At 35.5% G+C, this 19126-nt stretch carries 17 protein-coding genes; 1 reads left to right on the forward strand and 16 read right to left on the reverse strand.

The features are described from left to right. Positions 1–6: 6 nt before the first annotated feature. Complete coding sequence (locus H8S00_RS06655; RefSeq protein ID WP_021952288.1) at positions 7–711, reverse strand: acyl-[acyl-carrier-protein] thioesterase; 705 nt, start codon at positions 709–711, stop codon at positions 7–9. Positions 712–722: 11 nt separating this feature from the next. Next, positions 723–2153, reverse strand: coding sequence for a L,D-transpeptidase family protein (locus H8S00_RS06660; RefSeq protein ID WP_118589449.1), 1431 nt, complete (start codon positions 2151–2153; stop codon positions 723–725). A gap of 539 nt (positions 2154–2692) precedes the next feature. On the opposite strand from H8S00_RS06660, the gene H8S00_RS06665 reads away from it, so the two are divergent. Further along, on the forward strand, positions 2693–3514 hold the full coding sequence (locus tag H8S00_RS06665; RefSeq protein ID WP_118589450.1) for a hypothetical protein: 822 nt from the start codon (positions 2693–2695) through the stop codon (positions 3512–3514). Here the strand turns inward: H8S00_RS06665 and H8S00_RS06670 are convergent. From H8S00_RS06670 to H8S00_RS06735, 14 genes are all read right to left on the reverse strand, one after another. Then, positions 3475–3711: a cysteine-rich small domain-containing protein gene (locus tag H8S00_RS06670; RefSeq protein ID WP_118589451.1), complete on the reverse strand. Its 237-nt coding sequence runs from the start codon at positions 3709–3711 to the stop codon at positions 3475–3477. The genes H8S00_RS06665 and H8S00_RS06670 overlap by 40 nt on opposite strands. A gap of 2 nt (positions 3712–3713) precedes the next feature. Further along, positions 3714–4589, reverse strand: coding sequence for a DegV family protein (locus tag H8S00_RS06675; RefSeq protein WP_118589452.1), 876 nt, complete (start codon positions 4587–4589; stop codon positions 3714–3716). 67 nt (positions 4590–4656) lie between these two features. Beyond that, positions 4657–5544, reverse strand: coding sequence for a DegV family protein (locus H8S00_RS06680; RefSeq protein WP_118589453.1), 888 nt, complete (start codon positions 5542–5544; stop codon positions 4657–4659). A 112-nt stretch (positions 5545–5656) separates the two neighbouring features. After that, the gene (locus H8S00_RS06685) at positions 5657–6013 is read right to left on the reverse strand and encodes a P-II family nitrogen regulator (protein WP_021952284.1); all 357 of its coding nucleotides are present in this window, start codon (positions 6011–6013) and stop codon (positions 5657–5659) included. A gap of 40 nt (positions 6014–6053) precedes the next feature. Next, a complete protein-coding gene (locus tag H8S00_RS06690) occupies positions 6054–7295 on the reverse strand; it encodes an ammonium transporter (protein WP_021952283.1) in 1242 nt (413 codons plus the stop codon). Between the two features lie 225 nt (positions 7296–7520). Then, on the reverse strand, positions 7521–8684 hold the full coding sequence (locus H8S00_RS06695; protein WP_118589454.1) for an FprA family A-type flavoprotein: 1164 nt from the start codon (positions 8682–8684) through the stop codon (positions 7521–7523). Positions 8685–8791: 107 nt separating this feature from the next. After that, complete coding sequence (locus H8S00_RS06700) at positions 8792–9361, reverse strand: chromate transporter (RefSeq protein ID WP_118589455.1); 570 nt, start codon at positions 9359–9361, stop codon at positions 8792–8794. Further along, positions 9358–9909 (reverse strand): chromate transporter, encoded by a 552-nt coding sequence (locus tag H8S00_RS06705; protein ID WP_118589456.1) that lies wholly within the window; start codon positions 9907–9909, stop codon positions 9358–9360. Before H8S00_RS06705 ends, H8S00_RS06700 begins: the two co-directional genes overlap by 4 nt. 137 nt (positions 9910–10046) lie before the next feature. After that, positions 10047–11174 carry a pyridoxal-phosphate-dependent aminotransferase family protein gene (locus H8S00_RS06710; protein WP_118589457.1) on the reverse strand — a complete coding sequence of 376 codons (1128 nt, stop codon included), beginning with the start codon at positions 11172–11174 and terminating at the stop codon, positions 10047–10049. A gap of 13 nt (positions 11175–11187) precedes the next feature. Then, positions 11188–11730 (reverse strand): ECF transporter S component, encoded by a 543-nt coding sequence (locus H8S00_RS06715; protein ID WP_021952278.1) that lies wholly within the window; start codon positions 11728–11730, stop codon positions 11188–11190. A gap of 97 nt (positions 11731–11827) precedes the next feature. Continuing rightward, the gene (locus tag H8S00_RS06720; RefSeq protein ID WP_118589458.1) at positions 11828–14278 is read right to left on the reverse strand and encodes a hypothetical protein; all 2451 of its coding nucleotides are present in this window, start codon (positions 14276–14278) and stop codon (positions 11828–11830) included. A 139-nt stretch (positions 14279–14417) separates the two neighbouring features. Further along, positions 14418–15521, reverse strand: coding sequence for a UDP-galactopyranose mutase (glf, locus tag H8S00_RS06725; RefSeq protein ID WP_118589459.1), 1104 nt, complete (start codon positions 15519–15521; stop codon positions 14418–14420). A gap of 37 nt (positions 15522–15558) precedes the next feature. Next, a complete protein-coding gene (locus tag H8S00_RS06730; protein WP_118589460.1) occupies positions 15559–16854 on the reverse strand; it encodes a glycosyltransferase in 1296 nt (431 codons plus the stop codon). Positions 16855–16866: 12 nt separating this feature from the next. Further along, the gene (locus tag H8S00_RS06735) at positions 16867–19104 is read right to left on the reverse strand and encodes a glycosyltransferase (RefSeq protein ID WP_118589461.1); all 2238 of its coding nucleotides are present in this window, start codon (positions 19102–19104) and stop codon (positions 16867–16869) included. Between the last annotated feature and the right edge of the window lie 22 nt (positions 19105–19126).

The following is a 19126-nucleotide window of genomic DNA, read 5'->3' on the forward strand; positions in this document are numbered from 1 at the left end:
TATTACTTATTTTGTTAGCTTTATCATTGTGTGCAGCTCTCCATCCATACTTTCAAAGGAAATGGTAAGTCCATTCTCCTCCTGATGTAAATAAGGAATTATTTTCTCCCCTTCTAAGGCTTCTTTGTTGTAAACAATTTCAATTTCACTAAAATCCCTGTTTACCGGAAGGTATTCCTCTGCTACACGCAAATAATTTGCATTGTTCATGTGTCCGTTTTCATCAATATATGAACTAAGCACCTTGAAACTTTCAAGCTTCTTTCTATCTTCTGAAGGCCTTAATTTTCTTGAAACACGAAGTTCCTCAAATATCTCTTCTTCACAATAGGCTTTGGTTTCATCGTCGCTTATTCTTATGGGCATTCTGCTTTTTAGATCAATCATTGCCCATATGGTTTCCGCCTTAACTGCGTACTCACCATCATTATCTTTGATGAAATACTGTCTGTTAGCCATTACCCTTCCAAATTTTGAAGGTGCAGTGCCAACACATATTTCATCCCCTAATTTCAAAGGTTTATAAAGTTTTATTTTGTAGGCAAGTACCACCCATCCTTTATTAACCTCTTTCATATGGTCAGGTCCCACACCTAAGGCTACAGACTGAAAAGTGCTGCAATCCTGAAGGTAATTCATTATCTCATAGTATGGAACACTGCCATTTCTATCTAATCTGCTATAACTTACCGTAGTATTAAATGTATACATTATTAAGCCACCTATTCTGCTGCAGTAGTTGTTTCTTCCGGAGTTGTCTCTCCAGGTGTTTCCGGCTGAGTTGTTTCCTCTTCTGCCTTTTCTACTGTAACTTTAAGGGTTGCTGTCTTTGCTGTATATGACTTTTTGTTATAAGTAGCTGTATATGTGATAGTATATGTTCCCGGAACAGATGTATCCACATCTCCCTTAATTGTAATATTATTCTTTACATTAAGATCAGCATTCTTATAATTTTTAAGAGTCTTTACATAGCTATATGGGTCAAAGGCTTCGCCCTGCTTAATAGTAACAGCTGATGTATTAAGGGCAAACTTAACTCTCTTGTCAACTACCTTGTAGGTAACTGTTTTTGATGCTACTAACTTATTAGTTCCCCTTACTTTATATGTAACTTTATATGTTCCAGCCTTAGTAAATCTGTATGTTCCGTTTTTAGCCTTTACACTTCTATTATTATATTTTACATATGTCTGTATTTTTGATGTAAGTCTCTTTCCGGATTTCATTTTAGCAGTAACACCTTTTTTAAGATTTTCAGATGTTCCCATAGCAATATTCTTTTTAGATTTTGCTCCTGTTATAACAGGTTTCTTAGTATCTACAACTGAAAATGTAATAGTCTTTGATTTTGTGTTTCCAATGGAATCCTTAACAGTAAATTTAACCTTATATTTTCCTATTTTCTTAGTGTTAATTTTTCCTTTTACCTTGATAGTTGCATTTTTCTTTGTAAGCACATTTCCTGCACTATCTTTAATTGTTACTAAATCAAGAGGTCTAACTTTCTTTCCATATTCTACTTTTGTAGTATCGGCACTGATTTTAGGTGCTGCCTTTCTATATGGGTTAGCCGGGTCCGGATCAGTAGGATCCCAATCTGTGAATTTTCCATTGCTAATTGGTGTAAATGAAGGTCTTGGCAATGGATCATCTTTCTTGCTGCCCCAGAATGTAACTACCTTTGTTCCAACTGCACAATGGTCATATATCCATTTTGCATCCTTGCAAAGTAATCTTACACAACCGTGAGATGCCTTCTGTCCCATAACGTTGTAAGCTGAAACTGACATTGTAGATTTATCACCATTCTTGTAGTACCATACTGAATGGAATAATATTCCCTCTGTAATTCTTGTACAATACTGTGCATAGCAATTGCCAATCATTTCATGCCATCTGTATTTTACCGGTACATAAAATGTTCCCACCGGTGTTTCATTACTAGGTGAGCAAATCATGGCTTTAATTGCTTTTCCCCTGCTGTTATATATTGTTGTGCAATTAGTTCCTAAATTAACTTTAATTGTATATGCTGCACTTTCCTTTGCACTTACTTCCTTAGTTCCATTTACCAGATTAACCCCTGTTATAGTGGTTACAATCATGGCAATAACCATAAGTATTGATATACTTTTTTTCAATGCTTTCATTAGTTTATACTCCTTTCAAATTTAAAGTAAACCCTATTATACTATTATTCATTTTAATTTACAAACTAATTTATATTACTTTTTTGTTACGAAATGCCTAATATTGCATTATGTTTTTTTAGAATATTCTTAAATTATTTCTAAAAAAAGAACTGAAGGCGATCTGTATTTCGCTTCAGTTCTTTTTGTTAATTATCAGTTATCTACTTTTTCATTTATCAATAATTCTATTAAAAATACTACTGAAATCATAATTCCTAATACCATATTTTTGTTATAATAAAATTTCGATATTGTGTATATCATGCTTATTGCAAATATTAATTTACATTTATTCTTAAAATTATTTTCCAACAACGACTATTTACGTGTTATTATATATTGTGTGATTTTCTTTTTTGATATTATTGATAATCCATTACTTTAGTATCATATATCATAGCAAAAGATTGTTTTTAGTTGTAAAAACATCTTATATATTTGCTTATAACTTTTGCTAGTTCTGAGAAAGTCATAATCTTGTAAAACTAGGAGGAATCATGTCAAACACAAAGAAATCTCATTTTACTTTATATTTTATTTTACTGGCTGTTGGATTTGTTTTAATTGCCCTTGATATGGATGTTAAAACCAATATTAAATATCCCCACAAATACGAAAATTCATCTTCCGTTACCGGCGAGTTTCAATATTATAATATTGATTCCCTTTACGGTGCCACATGTACATATAAACTGATGGATACCTCAAGTAAAAGTACAAGGCATCCCCTTGTAGGCAGTGAAACTAATGTTTCAAGCGATGCAGTGGAAACTAAGGTTATTGATAAGGTATTTTTTGACAATATACATATAGATATTTTTAATGATATTGTGGGATTTATATGTATTTTTGTAGCATGCTTTAGTTTGAGAAAAGCTAATAAACGTTTTAGTCTGGCTTCATTGTCTGCCGTAAGTGGTATTATTTTAAACATTGTTTTGGCTGTGCTTCCTTTTATTATAAACGGTGAAAGCCTTTGTATAGCCGGCATGATTATCGGCATGGTATATTTAGCCTGCAATGTTTTAACTACTTTCCTGTTTTGTGGTGGATTATTTAAGATGTGTCCTCAGGTTTGCTGTCGTGATGAGCGTAAATGGGGGAAAATGACCTGGTTCGTTTCTTTTGCCCTGCAAATTCTTACAACCTTTGTTTTCTGGTTAGGTTCCGACTTTGGTGCCTTATATACCTTAGGACAGGTTTTAGAAGTTATTATGATAATAGATATTATAGGTTTCTTCATTATAATGAAAAGGACTCTTCCATATTTGGAAAAGTCCTACATTAAATCCTTTAATTTTTCCAGTACCAATTCGTAGTTATTTGCCCGGTGTGGGAAAGTACATCCCGAACAGTCTTTAATACCGTTAGGGGTGTATGAAAAATTCCCGCCACATTTATCCTTTAGGGGATATAGTGGGCAATAACAAAACATACAGTTAAAATCTTTCGTATCTTTCACCTTATGGCACGGAAAATATTCGCATTCCTTGTTTTGGAAAAATTTATAACTCATATTTATTCGTCCCTAAGTATTACACTTACACCGATTCCCACTGCATCAGGGCCTGTATGACAGCATATGCTAAAAGAAAGAGGATTATAATAAATATCCTTAACATTCGGGAATCTTTCCTTTACTTCATTGTACCATTCTTCTGCTGCCTGATCATTTGTAAAAGTTCCTGCCGCACCAATTCTTATTTCTGCATCCGGCTTTTCTGCTAGTGTTTTATTCACAAACTCTTCTGTGTAATCCAAAAGCTTTGCTAAACTTTTCTTCATGCCGCGAACTTTTTCAATGGCGTCGAATTTTTCTCCTACAGTAGTAAGTATCGGCTTTATGTTTAAAACAGCACCAAGAGTTGCTGCTGCCGGTGTTATTCTTCCACCTTTTTTCAGATATTTAAGGTCGTCTACAGTCAGGAAAATAACTGAATCATAAGCATTTTTTTCTAATGCATCTTTTATTTCCTTAGCTGATACACCGTTATCTGCCATCCACTTGGCATCCTTTACCGCTTCTCTCATGGTTACTGATATTCTGTGATTATCCACTACCTGCACCTTACCGTCGTATTCCTCAGATAACTGGATTGCTGCGTGACATGATGCACTAAGTCCACTGGACATAGGTATATATACCACCTCATCATAACCATTTTCTAATATGCTATCCCACATATCCATAACATCTCCCGGTGAAGGCTGTGATGATGTCACATCCTTTCCGGAAATCATACTATCATAAAATTCCTTTTCTTCTATGTCTTTTCCTTCAAAATAAACTTTTCCGTCTATAATAACCGGCATGGAAAGAGAAAAAACTCCAAGTTTTTCTCCTTCTTCCGGCTTTATTCCGCTATTGCTGTCGGTCATAACCGCTGTTTTCATATATTATTATCCTTTCTTTTTGCCTAAACACCTGATAATGGTCCTTATGCCTTATGGGGCAATCGGCTTAATCCACTCTTTCCTTTCCCCAGAAGAATAACGCTACTGTTCCGGGACCGGTATGGCTTCCAATAGTAGTTCCAATACTGTTAATTTCCACTTTTCCGTTAAGCTTAGGGAATTTTTCTTCAACAAGGGCTGCTACTGCCTGTGCGTCTTCTAAACATGCAGAATTGGAAATATAGCATTTCTGTGAATAGTCATACCCATCCTCTGCTAATTCTTCCATTCTGGCAACTATTTCTTTTATTACTTTTCTTTTTCCCTTTACTTTGGCTCTCGGAATAAGCTTACCGTTTAAATCAACGTTTAACAGCGGGCATATTCCAAGGATTCCTCCGAAAAATCCTGCCGTTTTTGAAACTCTTCCACCTTTTATGTAGAATGTAAGGTCAGTAGAGAAAAACCAGTGATTTACCCTTCTCTTATTTGCCTCTACCCAATCCTTTAATTCATCAATTGACATCCCCTCATCTCTTAGGTCTGCCACTTTATCCATAAGAAGTCCGAAGCCTGACGATGCTGCTAAGGAGTCTAATACATATATCTTTCTGTCAGGAAATTCCTCCTCTAATGCTGACTTTGCAATCATTGCTGAATTAATTGAGCCTGAAATTCCTGATGAAAGGCAAAGATGCAAAATATCTTTTCCATCTTCTAAAAACTTTCTGAAATATTTTTCATATTCGTCTGCATTAACCTGTGATGTCTTTGTTTCCGCTCCGTCTGCCATAGCCTGATAAAACTTGTCAAAAGGCATTGTTTTGCCTAAATCATCATAGTGGCTTACGCCATCTAATTCGTATTTAAAACAAACATAATTAATGTTTCTCTCTTCAAAATGCTCTGCTGATAAATCTGCAGTTGAGCAACAGCTGATTACATAATCACTCATCATCCTGCTCCTTTCTAATTGGCTTACATAGTTTAGTTTTTACATTTTTGAATTATAACATTATTGTATATTTTAGGCAAGAAGCGAAAAAGGTTAAGTTTTACTTGAAGTCTTATTCCTGCTGCTGAATTGCGGCATATCCTGTCTCACCTGTACGGATTTTGTCAACACTTCTTATCTCATAGCTAAAAATTTTACCATCTCCCACTTCACCGGTATACGCTGCCTTTTTAATTGCAGCTATGGTTTTATCTGCCCATTCCTCAGAAGATACTACAATCTCAAATTTAATTTTTGGCTGCATCTGAATGTCAACCTCCATACCACGGACTATTTCCTTATATCCTCTTTGGATTCCACATCCCATAACCTGAGAAACCGTAAGTCCGTTTACATTAATGTCTGCCAAAGCATTTTTTACGTCTTCAAACTTTTCTTCCCTGACAATTGCTTCTATTTTAATCATCATAATGATTACCTCCATATAGGTTATTTATTATTTTAAAATTCTACTGATCCATTCCGTTAAATGTAGGGTAAGCACTTTCTCCGTGCTGTGTAATATCAAGTCCGATTTGTTCCTCCCTAAGAGTTACTCTTAAAGGTGTGAAGATTCTGACAATGCCTACGCAAATCAGCGTTCCTACAACTGCAATTAAAATTGTTATAGCTATTCCTTCTATCTGGGCTGCAAATAAACGCCAGTCGCCAAAAACCAGGCCATCCCATTTTGCCACACTGTTAATTGAACTTTTTCCAAATATTCCGGTTGCTATTCCGCCCCAGATACCGCCAATTCCGTGACAGCCAAAAGCATCAAGAGCATCATCTATTTTAATTATTTTCTTAACCAGAATTACTCCGTAATAGCATATCGGGCTGACTAAGGCACCTATAATAAATGATGACCAGATTGGAACAAATCCGGCTCCCGGTGTAATTGCCACAAGCCCTAAAACCAAACCTGTAGAAGCGCCAACTAAGGTTGTCTTTTTATCATTTATAACATCAAGAAGCATCCACGCCAACAGTGCTGTTGCTGAAGAAATTGCTGAAGTCATAAAAGCGTGGGCAGCTAATCCGTTTGCCCCTAAGGCACTTCCTGCATTAAATCCGAACCAGCCAAACCATAAAATTGTAGCTCCTAAAACTACAAAAGGTATATTGTGAATACGATATGTTACTCTTTCATATCCTTTTCGTCTTCCTAAAATAATTGCCAAAACAAGAGCGCTGACACCTGAACTTATATGTACAACATCTCCTCCTGCGAAATCCACGGAACCTATTTCTGCCAAAAGTCCGCCTTCGCCCCATACCATATGTGCCAATGGATAGTAAACAACTATTGACCATAAGGCAATAAATATAAACAATGCCTTAAATTTCATTCTTCCTACTAAAGCTCCGGTTATAAGTGCCGGCGTAATCATTGCAAACATCATCTGGAATGCACAAAATACAAGATGAGGAATTGTATCGGCGTAAGGCCCCGCCTCCATGCCTACATTTTCTAGTCCAAACCATCTGAAATCTCCTATAATTCCGCCGTGGTTTCCACCAAATGCTAAAGAATATCCGAATAAAGTCCACATAAAAACTGATAATCCCATTATGGCTACGCATACCATCATAGTGTTTACAACATTTTTTCTTCTAACAAGTCCTCCATAGAAAAAAGCAAGTCCCGGCGTCATAAAAAATACAAATGCCGCACAGATAATCATAAATCCTGTATCCCCTGTGTTCATAAATAATACCTCCGTTAAATATATATTTTTCAGTCTTGGCACCAAAATTCCTATTTGTCAGCCTTTGTTAGGGGGTAGGCTGATAAGATTCTCAATGCAAAAAAGGACACCCGACACATATATCATATGTCGAACGTCCTTGTTCACTTAAAATATTAACATCGAAGCTTAATTATTTCAAGTGAAAGTTTAGAAAATCAATTAAATCTTAGTTGAATCTTAATTTTATAAATTCACAAGTTCTTTTACTACTTTTTTCATCTGCTCTACATTTTCATCATTCATTGCAGATTTAATTGAAACAACCGGTTCTAGAATTTCTATCTGTTTCATGGTTTCAAGAGATGCCTTCATTGCTCTTGCTGCCATTGGTGCCCAGGAGCCATTTTCCATAATAGCCACTGTTCTTTTCTGATAATTTTTCGATTTAAGTATATTTAAAAATGTCTCCATTGGCTGGAAAACTCCACCATCATAAGTTGAGGCAGCCAGTACCATTCTGTCATATCTGAATGCATCCTCTATTGCTTCGTGAATGTCCTCATTGCACAGGTCACATATTGCAACTTTTTCACAACCTTTTTCCTCTAACATTTCTTTTAATTTTTCTGCTGCCTTGGCTGTGTTTCCATGTATAGATGCATAGGCTATGAATACCCCTTTATCTTCCGGCTCATATTTGCTCCAAATATCATATTTTCCAATATAATATTCAAGTTTTTCAGTTAATACAGGTCCGTGAAGGGCGCATATTTTTTCCACTGAAACGCCTGCTAATTTTTTCAGAAGCATTTGAACCTGTGCACCATATTTACCAACAATATTAAAGAAATATCTTCTTGCCTCGCATGTCCAGTCCTCATCTGCATCCCTGGTGCCAAATTTTCCAAAGGCGTCTGCACTAAAAAGAACCTTTTCAGCACTATCATATGTAACCATAACCTCCGGCCAGTGAACCATAGGTGCCATTACAAAGCTAAGAGTATGTTTTCCCAGTTCCAATGTATCTCCCTCAGCTACAACCACTTTTTTGTCTCCTAAATCCACATGGAAGAACTGATTTATCATCTGAAAAGTTTTTGCATTTCCAACTATTTTCATATTAGGGAATTTATTAACCAATGCCATTATACTGCCTGAATGATCCGGTTCCATATGCTGCACTACAAGATAGTCAACACTTCTTCCCAGCAATGCCTCATCCACTTTGACAAGCCACTCTTCCGTTACATGCTCATCCACAGTATCCATCACTGCCACTTTTTCATCTAAAATAACATATGAATTATATGCCATTCCCTTTTCTAATATATACTGATTTTCAAAAATCTTTATATCATAATCATTAACTCCAACATTTAATATGGTGTCTGTAACTTTTTCTACCATTTGTCCTGCTCCTTCCAAATAACCTATTATATTTTTATCAATTATAGCATTGCACAAAAAGTTGCGTCAACTTTCATAATTAACGAATCTGCATTACCTCTAATGAATTACAGTCCAAAGAAATTCCCTGCTACAATCCCAATTACCGCTGAAAGGCATATGATTAATATAGGATGTTTTTTCTTAAAAGCCAAAAAGCACATAATTAAAAACACTGCTGCAGAAATATATATTTCCGGAGTTTGCAGCACCACTTTTTTAATACCGTCAGGGAAAAATACAGTGGTTGCCACAGATACTACCGCAGCTGCTATCAGTCCTATTACTCCCGGCTTTAACCCTGTCATACATCCTTTTACCACTGTGCTTGTTTTGAACTTTTCATAACATTTAGCCACAAATATGATTATTAAAAACGACGGTAATGCCACACCTACAGTGGCACACAAAGCTCCCGGTATTCCTGCTTTTTCCATACCTATATATGTTGAAATATTAATGGCAAAAGGTCCCGGTGTACTTTCGCTTACAGCAATAAAATCAACTAATTCCCGAGACGTAATCCATCCGTTGGTCTGAACCTGCTCCTGAATCATTGGAAGCATGGCATATCCACCCCCAAAGGTGAAAAGTCCGATTTTAAAAAAAGTAATAAAGAGTTTTATTAATAGCGTCATTTAGTCTTCCCCCTTATTACTGAATAATAGATAAGTCCTACCCCGGCACACATAATTAAAACCGTCAAAACATTAACATTAAGAAAAGCCACTAAAATAAAAGTTGCTGCCATTACAATATATGAAAATGGATTTTTGCCACATTCCCGGTACATACTTACTAATGCCTTACATATAAGTGCCAAAACTCCTGCCCGGATTCCCATAAACCCGTAACGTACCATCTTGAGGTTTTCAAACTTTTTAATTGCCAGGGAAATCACCACTATAATAAAGAAAGCCGGAAGAATTACTCCCACAGTAGCACAAAAGCTACCTAAGATTCCCCCTACTCTGTATCCCACAAAAGTTGCAATATTTACTGCAATAGGCCCCGGTGTGCTTTCTGAAATTGCCACCATTTCCAATAATTCGTCAGAAGTAATCCATTGGTGCTTTTCAACCATTTCCCGCTGTATTAACGGAATCATGGCATATCCGCCACCAAAAGTAAACAAACCTATTTTCAAAAACGATAACAATAATTTTAATATATTTCTATTACCCATGAATTTTTCCTTTAATTTTATTCCATGGCTAGTATACCTCAATTGCTGTCATTTTAAAATAAAATACCGGTTCCGTTTTTCATTGACTATTGCAAATCACCTTCCAAACCAAACCGGTATCATAAAATTATATTAAATTAAATATTTGCTTTAAATATTTCTCCAATGTTGCCCTTTAAATCCACACCAAGTTTAATTAGTGTTTCATTTAATGCATCCATTGTTTCCTTCATGTCATCTAAATTGGCATTTGAGCCCATGTGTCCGATACGGATTACCTGTCCTGCCAGTTCATCAAAGGAACCTGCCAGCATAATGTTGTAATCTTCTCTCATTACTTTTAAAATGTCACCGGCTGTAGTTTCCTTTGGCACATCAAATACTGTAACGGTATTTGAAAAACCTGACTCTAAGTGAAGCTTTAAACCTGCTTCTGTTATGGCTTTTCTGCAGGCATTAGCAATTACCTCATGTCTCTTAAGCATTTCGGTGTCTGCCTTTATGTTGTCAAAGGCTGCCCTAAGTCCATAAATATCACTTATTGGCATGGTATATGGGAACCATTTTGCTTCGTAATATCCCTCAAACACCTTTAAGTTAGCATAAAATGATGCTATAGGTGTTTTTCTGTTATCTATTGCTTTTTTGGCATCATCACTTACCACAACAAATGTAAGTCCCGGAGGTGCGGAAACTGCCTTCTGGGAACCTCCACATAAAATATCAATTTTAAATTCATCTACATTTACAGGCTCTCCAAACATTGCTGAAACTGAATCCACAACTGTCATTATTCCGTATTTCTTTAATAAAGGACAGATTTTTGAAATATCATTTAACATTCCGCTAGGGGTGTCACAATGAACCACCGTTGCGTACTTATAATCATGATGATTTTCAAGGTATTCCTCTAACTGTGCCACGTCAATAGTGTTTTTGTAATCTACTGTGTAAAGCTCCGGCTTTCCACCATACATGGACACAAAATCTGCAAATCCTTTTCCGTAAATGCCATTGTCTAGAACTAAAACCTTATCTCCCGGCTCAGTCATGGAGGCACAAGCTGCCTCTAATCCTAAAATACCTTCACCGTCTAATATAAGGGTCTCGTTTTTTGTTCCTAAAAGACTGCTTATAAGTTCACAGGTTTCTTTATAAAATTCAACAAAACCTTCATCTAAATCCGGATTTGTACACTCAAGGCTTCTTGCCATTCTGACATTTTCCTTTACCTGTGTAGGCCCCGGTGTCATTATTTTGTACATTTATTCTCCAATCCTACTGAGGCATTAATGAATTTTTAGCTTTCTTTAATGGCTCAATAACTATCATAACTATTACTGCTGCAACAAATACCTGAATAATGTTTCCGGGTATTGATGTAAACGGTGCAACCCAGTTCCCATAAATAATTACTTCTGCAAAATAATATCCTACTATTTTAATTATCAATGCCATAAGCATTGCAAATACGCTCCAGCCGAAGCCTTTTTTCTTTTCTGAAATAAGACCTACTACAAATCCCATTAATCCAACAATTACTAATGTAAAAGGTGCCCATATAGCCCAAGGGGATAATAAATCAAACAATCCCATTCCAATACCTCCGGCTAATGCTCCTACTTTTTTACCAAATAAAATTGCGAAAAGGAAAAGTGGCACGTTTCCAAGGTGAATAAGACCACCATTTATTGCAATAGGCAATGTAATGTTTACAAAAGCCGTAAACACATAAGTTAATGCTATGGCGATTGCTGCTATAACAATACGAATAATCTGCTCTCTTCCAAACGTTTTTTCTGTTACACTGTTTGTTTTCATTGTGAATACTCCTCTCATATGTACTTGTGGGGTTTATTATATTCACATTCTGGTATTTTCTGTATAGTCAATTTTTGTCATATTTATAATACCAGTTTTATTTTGTAACAGTTACGCTCCAATCGTAATCTATTATTTCATAATCTTTTTTTACTTTTTTTAGAATATTCTCATATAAGTAATTATGGGCATTATAGTTGTTCATTTGCTTACCCTGATACAGTTTATCTGCTATATCATATACATTGTACTGATAAACATTTGTGTATGCATATGTCCCATCCTTAAGTTTTGCATATGCCCGAACACAATAGTTTGTAGTAAATTCTTCTACCATATCTGTTGCAAATAGCACTGTCATTGCGTAGCTTCGTGATTTGCTAAATGTATTAGAAAATCTTCCTACTTCTTCTGTACCTTTTGAAACATAAACCTTGTTGCTGTCTGTTTTTGCAAACATATCAGAAGCAATATTTTCTTTTTCTCCTAATCCATATATTAAACCTACCTCTGATACCTCCTGTCCCTCTACGGTGTCATTTAATGAATAAACCGTTCTCATTCCTCCAAGAGTTGTACTTATCTGATAGCCGTTAATTTCCATATCATCTGATATAACAATTTTATCTGATAAATTCTTTTGAATTTCTTCCACAGTTGTAGTTGACATAACATTCCATGATGCATCTAGTGCCTTGAACCATACTTTTGCGCCTTCTGATATGCTTCCAAGACTATCCTTACTTATGTTAATTTCCATTTCATTTTCAGTTTTAGTAACTTTGATACCGGCACCTGAAACTTCACTCCATCCCCAATCACTGTCATTTGAAGCATGGTAATATAGTACTCCATTTTCCACCATGTATTCAAAACCTGCATTTTCCTTCTTATATCCTGTGTTAATATTATTATCGGCATCTATGTATAATTGTGAATATGTGCATCCACTACTGTTTTCTATGTGGCAGCTTATATTTCCATCATTTTCCGTCGCTGAAATGGACAGTACGGCTGTTGTAGTTTCCTCCGGTCTGTTTACAGTTGTGGTTTCCTGATTATTTGTAGTTGTTTCCTGTGGCTTTACAGTAGTTTCTTCCGGCAATTTAGATGTGGATGTTTCCCTTTCACTGCCTTTTTCGGTAACGCGTATATCTCCAAGATTAAGCCACCCGTCTGCTCCCTGATTTTTGTTGGCAAATCCTAAAATATTGCCATTTTCCACGGGATTTATAACCTTAATTCCTATAGAATAGTCACCTGCTTCTAAGTCCGGATTATTTATAACATCCTCAAAAGAATAATCCTTTCCATCTGCTGCAATATCGCACAAATCCCATGTAGTTCGCCATGTTTTTACAACACTATCTCCCTTTTTAATTCCAATTTCCACCGGCCACAATTCATGATTATAATAAAATGGTGCCACACCAATATTTTTTATATCAACCTTAAGATATAAAGGCGACGTTGTAGTTATATTGTCATAATAAGCCTTAGAAACCCTTAAGTCATATCCCATTTTCACAGATGCCTTTCTGGCATTTTCTAATGTAACTCCACTATACTTTCTTATTGCTGCACAAATCATCCATGATGCATGGGTTTCTTCAATACATTTGTCAAAGTCCTGAAATCCCCCTTCTTCCGGTGTGACTCCTGAAAATATTACATTTTGACTTGGAGGGTACACCTCTCCTCCAATGCAATTGGTCATCCACTTATTCTGATCTTTTCCATTTTTTACTTTCTGCCAAAAACTCCATGACTGACCGCCATTTGCCTTTGACAATGTAGCGTATCCAAAGGAATCATCATGATATCCTACATCATATTTGCTAAAATCAATTCCATCTTTTGGCTCCCTTACAACTAACTGCGTTTTATTAAAGCTGTTATCAAATGCATCTAAAACTTCCTTGTAGACAGTAGTTGATATACTCCAGTTGGCCTTAGTGGAATCTGAGCCATTAAACGGCCAATTATGCCATTCCCCCCAAAATCCTAAAAGTCCAAGAGTTATAAATCCCAGTCTTCCGTCACCATCGTACTTTTTACCAAAATCTTCAATAAAATTTTTCATAGACTGTCTAAATGTTTTATTTTCGTAATCAGGACAATATCCTGCTCCTCCTAAATCTCCCGGCTCATTGTAATATCTCATATTAAGACCACCATCTATTAAAAACTGTGGTACACCGGTTTCTTCCCCCGGATAATCGTAATAAAATCTTACAATTGCCTGATGTCCTCTTGATGCTGTTTCCTGTAATTTCTTTTCAAATTTGCTCCAGTCAAACTCATTCATTCCTGTCTGTACATCCTTTACAGGCATATAAAACCATTCCAAACTATGTGGAATTGCCACATTACTTTCACTAAAAGGGAACATCCCCTTTAATGGATTTCCTTCATAGGAATCCCCTGCCTCTATAATGTGTGCTGTGTGTTCCTCTGCCACAACCGGCAAATTAATCCTGCCAATACAGGAAAAACTCATAACTACGGCTAAAATGCCGCTGGTAACTTTTAATAATCTTCCTTTCATAATTTTTACCCTTTCTTTCTTTTTTATTTATTTTAAATTAGGAATTATCCCAATTATAAAACCTGTAATATAAAAAATTACAGGTTACATCTATAACCTGCAATTTTCTACGTAGTTAGTTTAGTATTATTTATTCAAACTATGCTAACTCTTCCTTAGCACATTCTAATGCAGCTTCAATTACCTTATCCATGTCATAATACTTGTAATTTCCGAGTCTTCCGCCGAAAATAACATTTTCTTCCTTATCAGCTAATTCCTTGTACTGAGCAAAAAGGTTTCCGTTCTTTTCATCGTTAATAGGATAGTAAGGCTCAATGCCCGGCTTCCATTCTGAAGAATACTCTCTTGAAATAACAGTCTTTGGCTGTTTTCCGTATTCAAAATGCTTATGTTCAATAATTCTTGTGTAAGGAACTTCTCTTTCAGTGTAGTTTACAACTGCATTTCCCTGATAGTTTTCCTCATCAAGAACTTCAGTCTCAAATCTTACTGTTCTGTACTCAAGATGGCCTAACTTAAATCCAAAGTATTCATCAATCATACCTGTATATACAACTTTGTCTGTAATATCAGCATTATCCTTAATAAACTCGAAGTAATCTGTGTTAAGCATTACTTCGCTACCCTCTAACATCTTTTCAACGATAGGTGTGTATCCACCCATAGGGATTCCCTGGAATCTGTCATTGAAATAGTTGTTATCAAAGGTAAATCTAAGTGGAAGACGCTTAATAATAAATGAAGGAAGTTCTGTACAGTCTCTTCCCCACTGCTTCTCTGTGTAACCTTTAATAAGCTTCTGGTAAATGTCCTTACCAACTAATGAAAGTGCCTGTTCCTCTAAGTTTTTAGGCTCTGTAATATTTAAGTCAGCCTTCTGCTCCTCAATAATAGCCTGAGCTTCCTTAGGTGTCTTAATATTCCACATTTTGCTAAACGTGTTCATGTTGAAAGGAAGGTTATATAACTCATCCTTGTATACGGCAACAGGTGAATTAATGTAATTATTAAATTCAGCGAACTGGTTTACATAATTCCATGTATTCTTGTTGCTGGTGTGGAAGATATGTGCTCCGTATTTGTGAACATTTATACCTTCAATTTTTTCGCAGTAAATATTTCCTGCAATATGGTCTCTCTTGTCAATTACGAGACACTTTTTTCCTGCCTTTGTTGCTTCATTGGCAAAAACTGCTCCAAACAGTCCTGCTCCTACTATAAGATAATCGTATTTACTCATGTAGTCCTCCTAATTTTTTAAATAATTTATATTGTCATTAATTATTTTTTACAATATCCAAAAGTTGTTTTGCCCGGGCTTCAAAAGAATATTCCTTCTTTATCATATCCCACATTGATAATGTATTTTTCTTTATTTCAGGATAATTATCCTCAAGTTTTAAAATACATTGTCTGAATTCCTCTTCATTTCTGTAATAAAGAATGTTGTCGCCAAAGATTTTATACAAATCTTCGCAATAATCCGTTATAACAGGAAGTCCACAGGCTACTGAATCAAAAATCCTGTTATTAATAAACTGATATTTTAACATATCATCCCAGTGGTCATTAATGGTGGCGTAAGACGTTCTGTATAAGTCAGGAAGTCTGTCGTTTGGAACATTTATCCCAACCACATTTGGGCAATCCTTTCCTAAAAAAGGCTCCCATCCGCCTCCCCATATTTCTATAGGAAGTCTCATATCCACTGACCACATTACACATTCCCTTGGAACTCCTCTGGAGTTTCCCACAAAAATGTAATTATGCTTTTTGTCTGATGCCTCAGGATAAAATAAATCCGTGTCTGTACACTGTTCCAAAGAATAAACAGGCACACTTAATTCTTCCTTAAGCTTGTCTGCATAATATCTTGAACCAATGCACACTGCATCATATAATTCATATTCATCCTTACTTATATTATCCGGATGACTAATGTTCCACATAATGTACCTGCATTTTGCATTTCTTCTGTCAGGATGATATTTCTTCAAGCCTCTGAGAACTATAACACAATCTGCCATTAATTCGCAAGACCAATCTTCGTACAAATCCACCACCGGATATATTCCTAATTTTTCAAGATTTTTAGCTAATGAATTGGCGAAATAAAAATCCCCCCAGCCTGCCTTTGCATTGCTATCCGGTGCAGGACATTTTATAATCCAGATTTTTCTGTCTCCTGCCATGCGTTTTATTTCTTCAGGTTTAACCTTCCAGTAATCACGGCGTACAAGTTCAGCATAATAATTCTTCCAAATCTTGTCAACAGATTTTGTCAAATTTTGCTCCGCATTTTTTAACAATTCAGCGATTTTTGTTTCCGCTTCCCTATTTAAATCTGTCACTTCATTTATAACATCTTCACGGATTGTTTCACTTTGTGCCAATTTTTCCTTAATTAGCTTCTGCTGTGAAATTACCCTTTCAACAAGTTTCCGGTTTTCTTCCTGAGCAGCGAGATTTTTCTTAAGCAATGCCATTATTTCTCGCTTATCTGCACCACTTATATTACGATATACTTTTGTAACAAAAGATATTTTTTTTATTTTATCCCGAAAAACTCCCATATATAAGCCTCGCTAATTTCTTTTAAACAATTTCTTTATATTCCGCGGAAGGAAGGTAATTGCCTTTCCCATTTTGAAAGTTGCAGAATTTTTAATGTGAGATATCTGCATTTCACTGTTTTTCCGGAAGCTTTCTTTTACGGCATTTATTTCCTTCTCTTTTTTCTTGCCTTGCATGTAATTTCTAAACCTTGAAACTCTGTAGTCTTCTTCCATGTTTCTGGCACGTTTTGACAGCTCACGGTTTGAATTTCTAAGTTCTGACAAAATTCCAACACAGCTGTAGAAATTAATGCCTTCCTCTTCATTAAGGGAATAAATATACTGACTTAATTCCTCTTCATCAGAGTCCTTTATATAGTCCGCAGCCACCTTTAATATTCTTTCCATCTGAACTAAAAGAGAGTCATAATAGTTTTTGTTTTGCTTAACATTTTCCTTAAAAGCAAACTTCTCAAGTTCCATAATAATATAGTACAAATGCAGGGAATGTTTGAAGTTCTGGGTTCCTGTCATTATGGAATCTTCCCTTACCCTTCTAATGTAAAATCTTGCATTTGCATATCTTACCCTTTTAGAAAAATACAGACACTGTATGGTAAAAAGATTATCCTCGTGAATAATTCCCTCTTTAAATACCAGATTGTTTTGCCTTAAAAACTCAGTTCTATTTATCTGAAGACATGCAGAAGGCTTAAACTCTGCATTATCCACCCATTTTCCAAATATTTCAGGTCCTGTGAAAATTCCTGAATAATCATATTTTCTTATATACTGATCATCCCTGATTGTTGTACCATCACAATTTTCCAGTTCCTTAGTAGTAAAGAACATCTGATCTAAATTGTCTTTTCTACATTCATAATAAAGATACTCTAACGTCTGTTTATCCAAGGTGTCGTCACTATCTAAAAACAGGATATATTCTCCTGTTGCAGCCTTAATCCCTGCATTTCTGGCAGAAGATAACCCGCCGTTTTCTTTATTTATAAGCTTAATTCGTGAATCTCTTTCCTGATATTTCTTTACTATTTCCACTGAATTATCAGGTGTACCGTCGTTGACACATATAATTTCTATTTCTTTTAGCGTCTGATTAATAACGGAATCTAAACATTCACCAATATATTGTTCCACATTGTATACCGGTATAATTACAGATACCTTGTATTTAAAGTTACTTTCAGTAATTTCAGGTCTTGTCCACTCCTCCAAATTCACATAAGGCGCCAGCTTAACTTGGGCTAAAGCCTCCTGTTGCAGGATTTCCCACAAATCCTCTGCTTTTCTTTCAACAATTCTTGCCATCATGGAGAATTGATTTTTAACATAAAAATACGACTTTGAGTGTTCAAGGATTCCTAAAGTATAAAAAATATTGTATTTTAACTTGTTATATACTCTTACATATGCCTGTTTTGTACCACATTTGTTTAAATTAAAAAGACATGTATTAAGAGCCCTGTTTATATATGTTTTTTCAAATATTTCCCATAAATCTCTTTTTTCCAGTTCATTTTTCAGATGGTTTAAAGCGGTAAAAAACTCCAAAGTTCCACCCTTATTGGTTCCCTGAAGACTGCTTTCCAAATCTACCCTGTAGTTTACAAGCTTGTCACTTACAACGGTAATTCTTTCAGCAACTGCCATTGCCAGATATGAAAAATATAAATCATTAGCCCTTTTTAGGGTGTCAAAGGTGATTCCTTCCTGATTAATAAAGGATTTTTTAAATAATTTATTCCATGGTGCAGGAATAGTCATCTGAAAAAGACTGTCCCTTATTTCTTCATCTCTAGGTGAAAAAGGAACATTTTCCGGCAGAAGGTCTTCTCTTAAATAATGATTGGACTCTCTATATTCTTTATCCCTTTCGCTATATGCAATAACGCTACAAATACAGATATCTGCCTTATGGGAAACCGCCTTGTTGTACATTTTTTCAAGCATTTCAGGTTTGAAAAAGTCATCTGCATCTAAAAAGATAAGATACTCACCTGATGCGTGATTCATTCCATTGTTTCTTGCAACTCCTGCATATAAATTTCCCTGATTTAAAATAACTATTCTTTCATCTTTTTTGGCATACTCTTCTAAAATACTTTGAGTATCATCTGTGGAACCATCATTAACACATATAATTTCTATCTCTTTTAATGTTTGATTTGTTAAACTGTCAAGACATTCCCTTACATGTTCTCTGGCATTATACATAGGTATAATAACAGAAACCTTTATATTTTCCTTCATTTGTTACTTAAAATCCTCCTGC

Source organism: Eubacterium segne (assembly GCF_014287775.1).
GTDB classification, from domain to species: Bacteria; Bacillota; Clostridia; order Lachnospirales; family Lachnospiraceae; genus Eubacterium_G; species Eubacterium_G segne.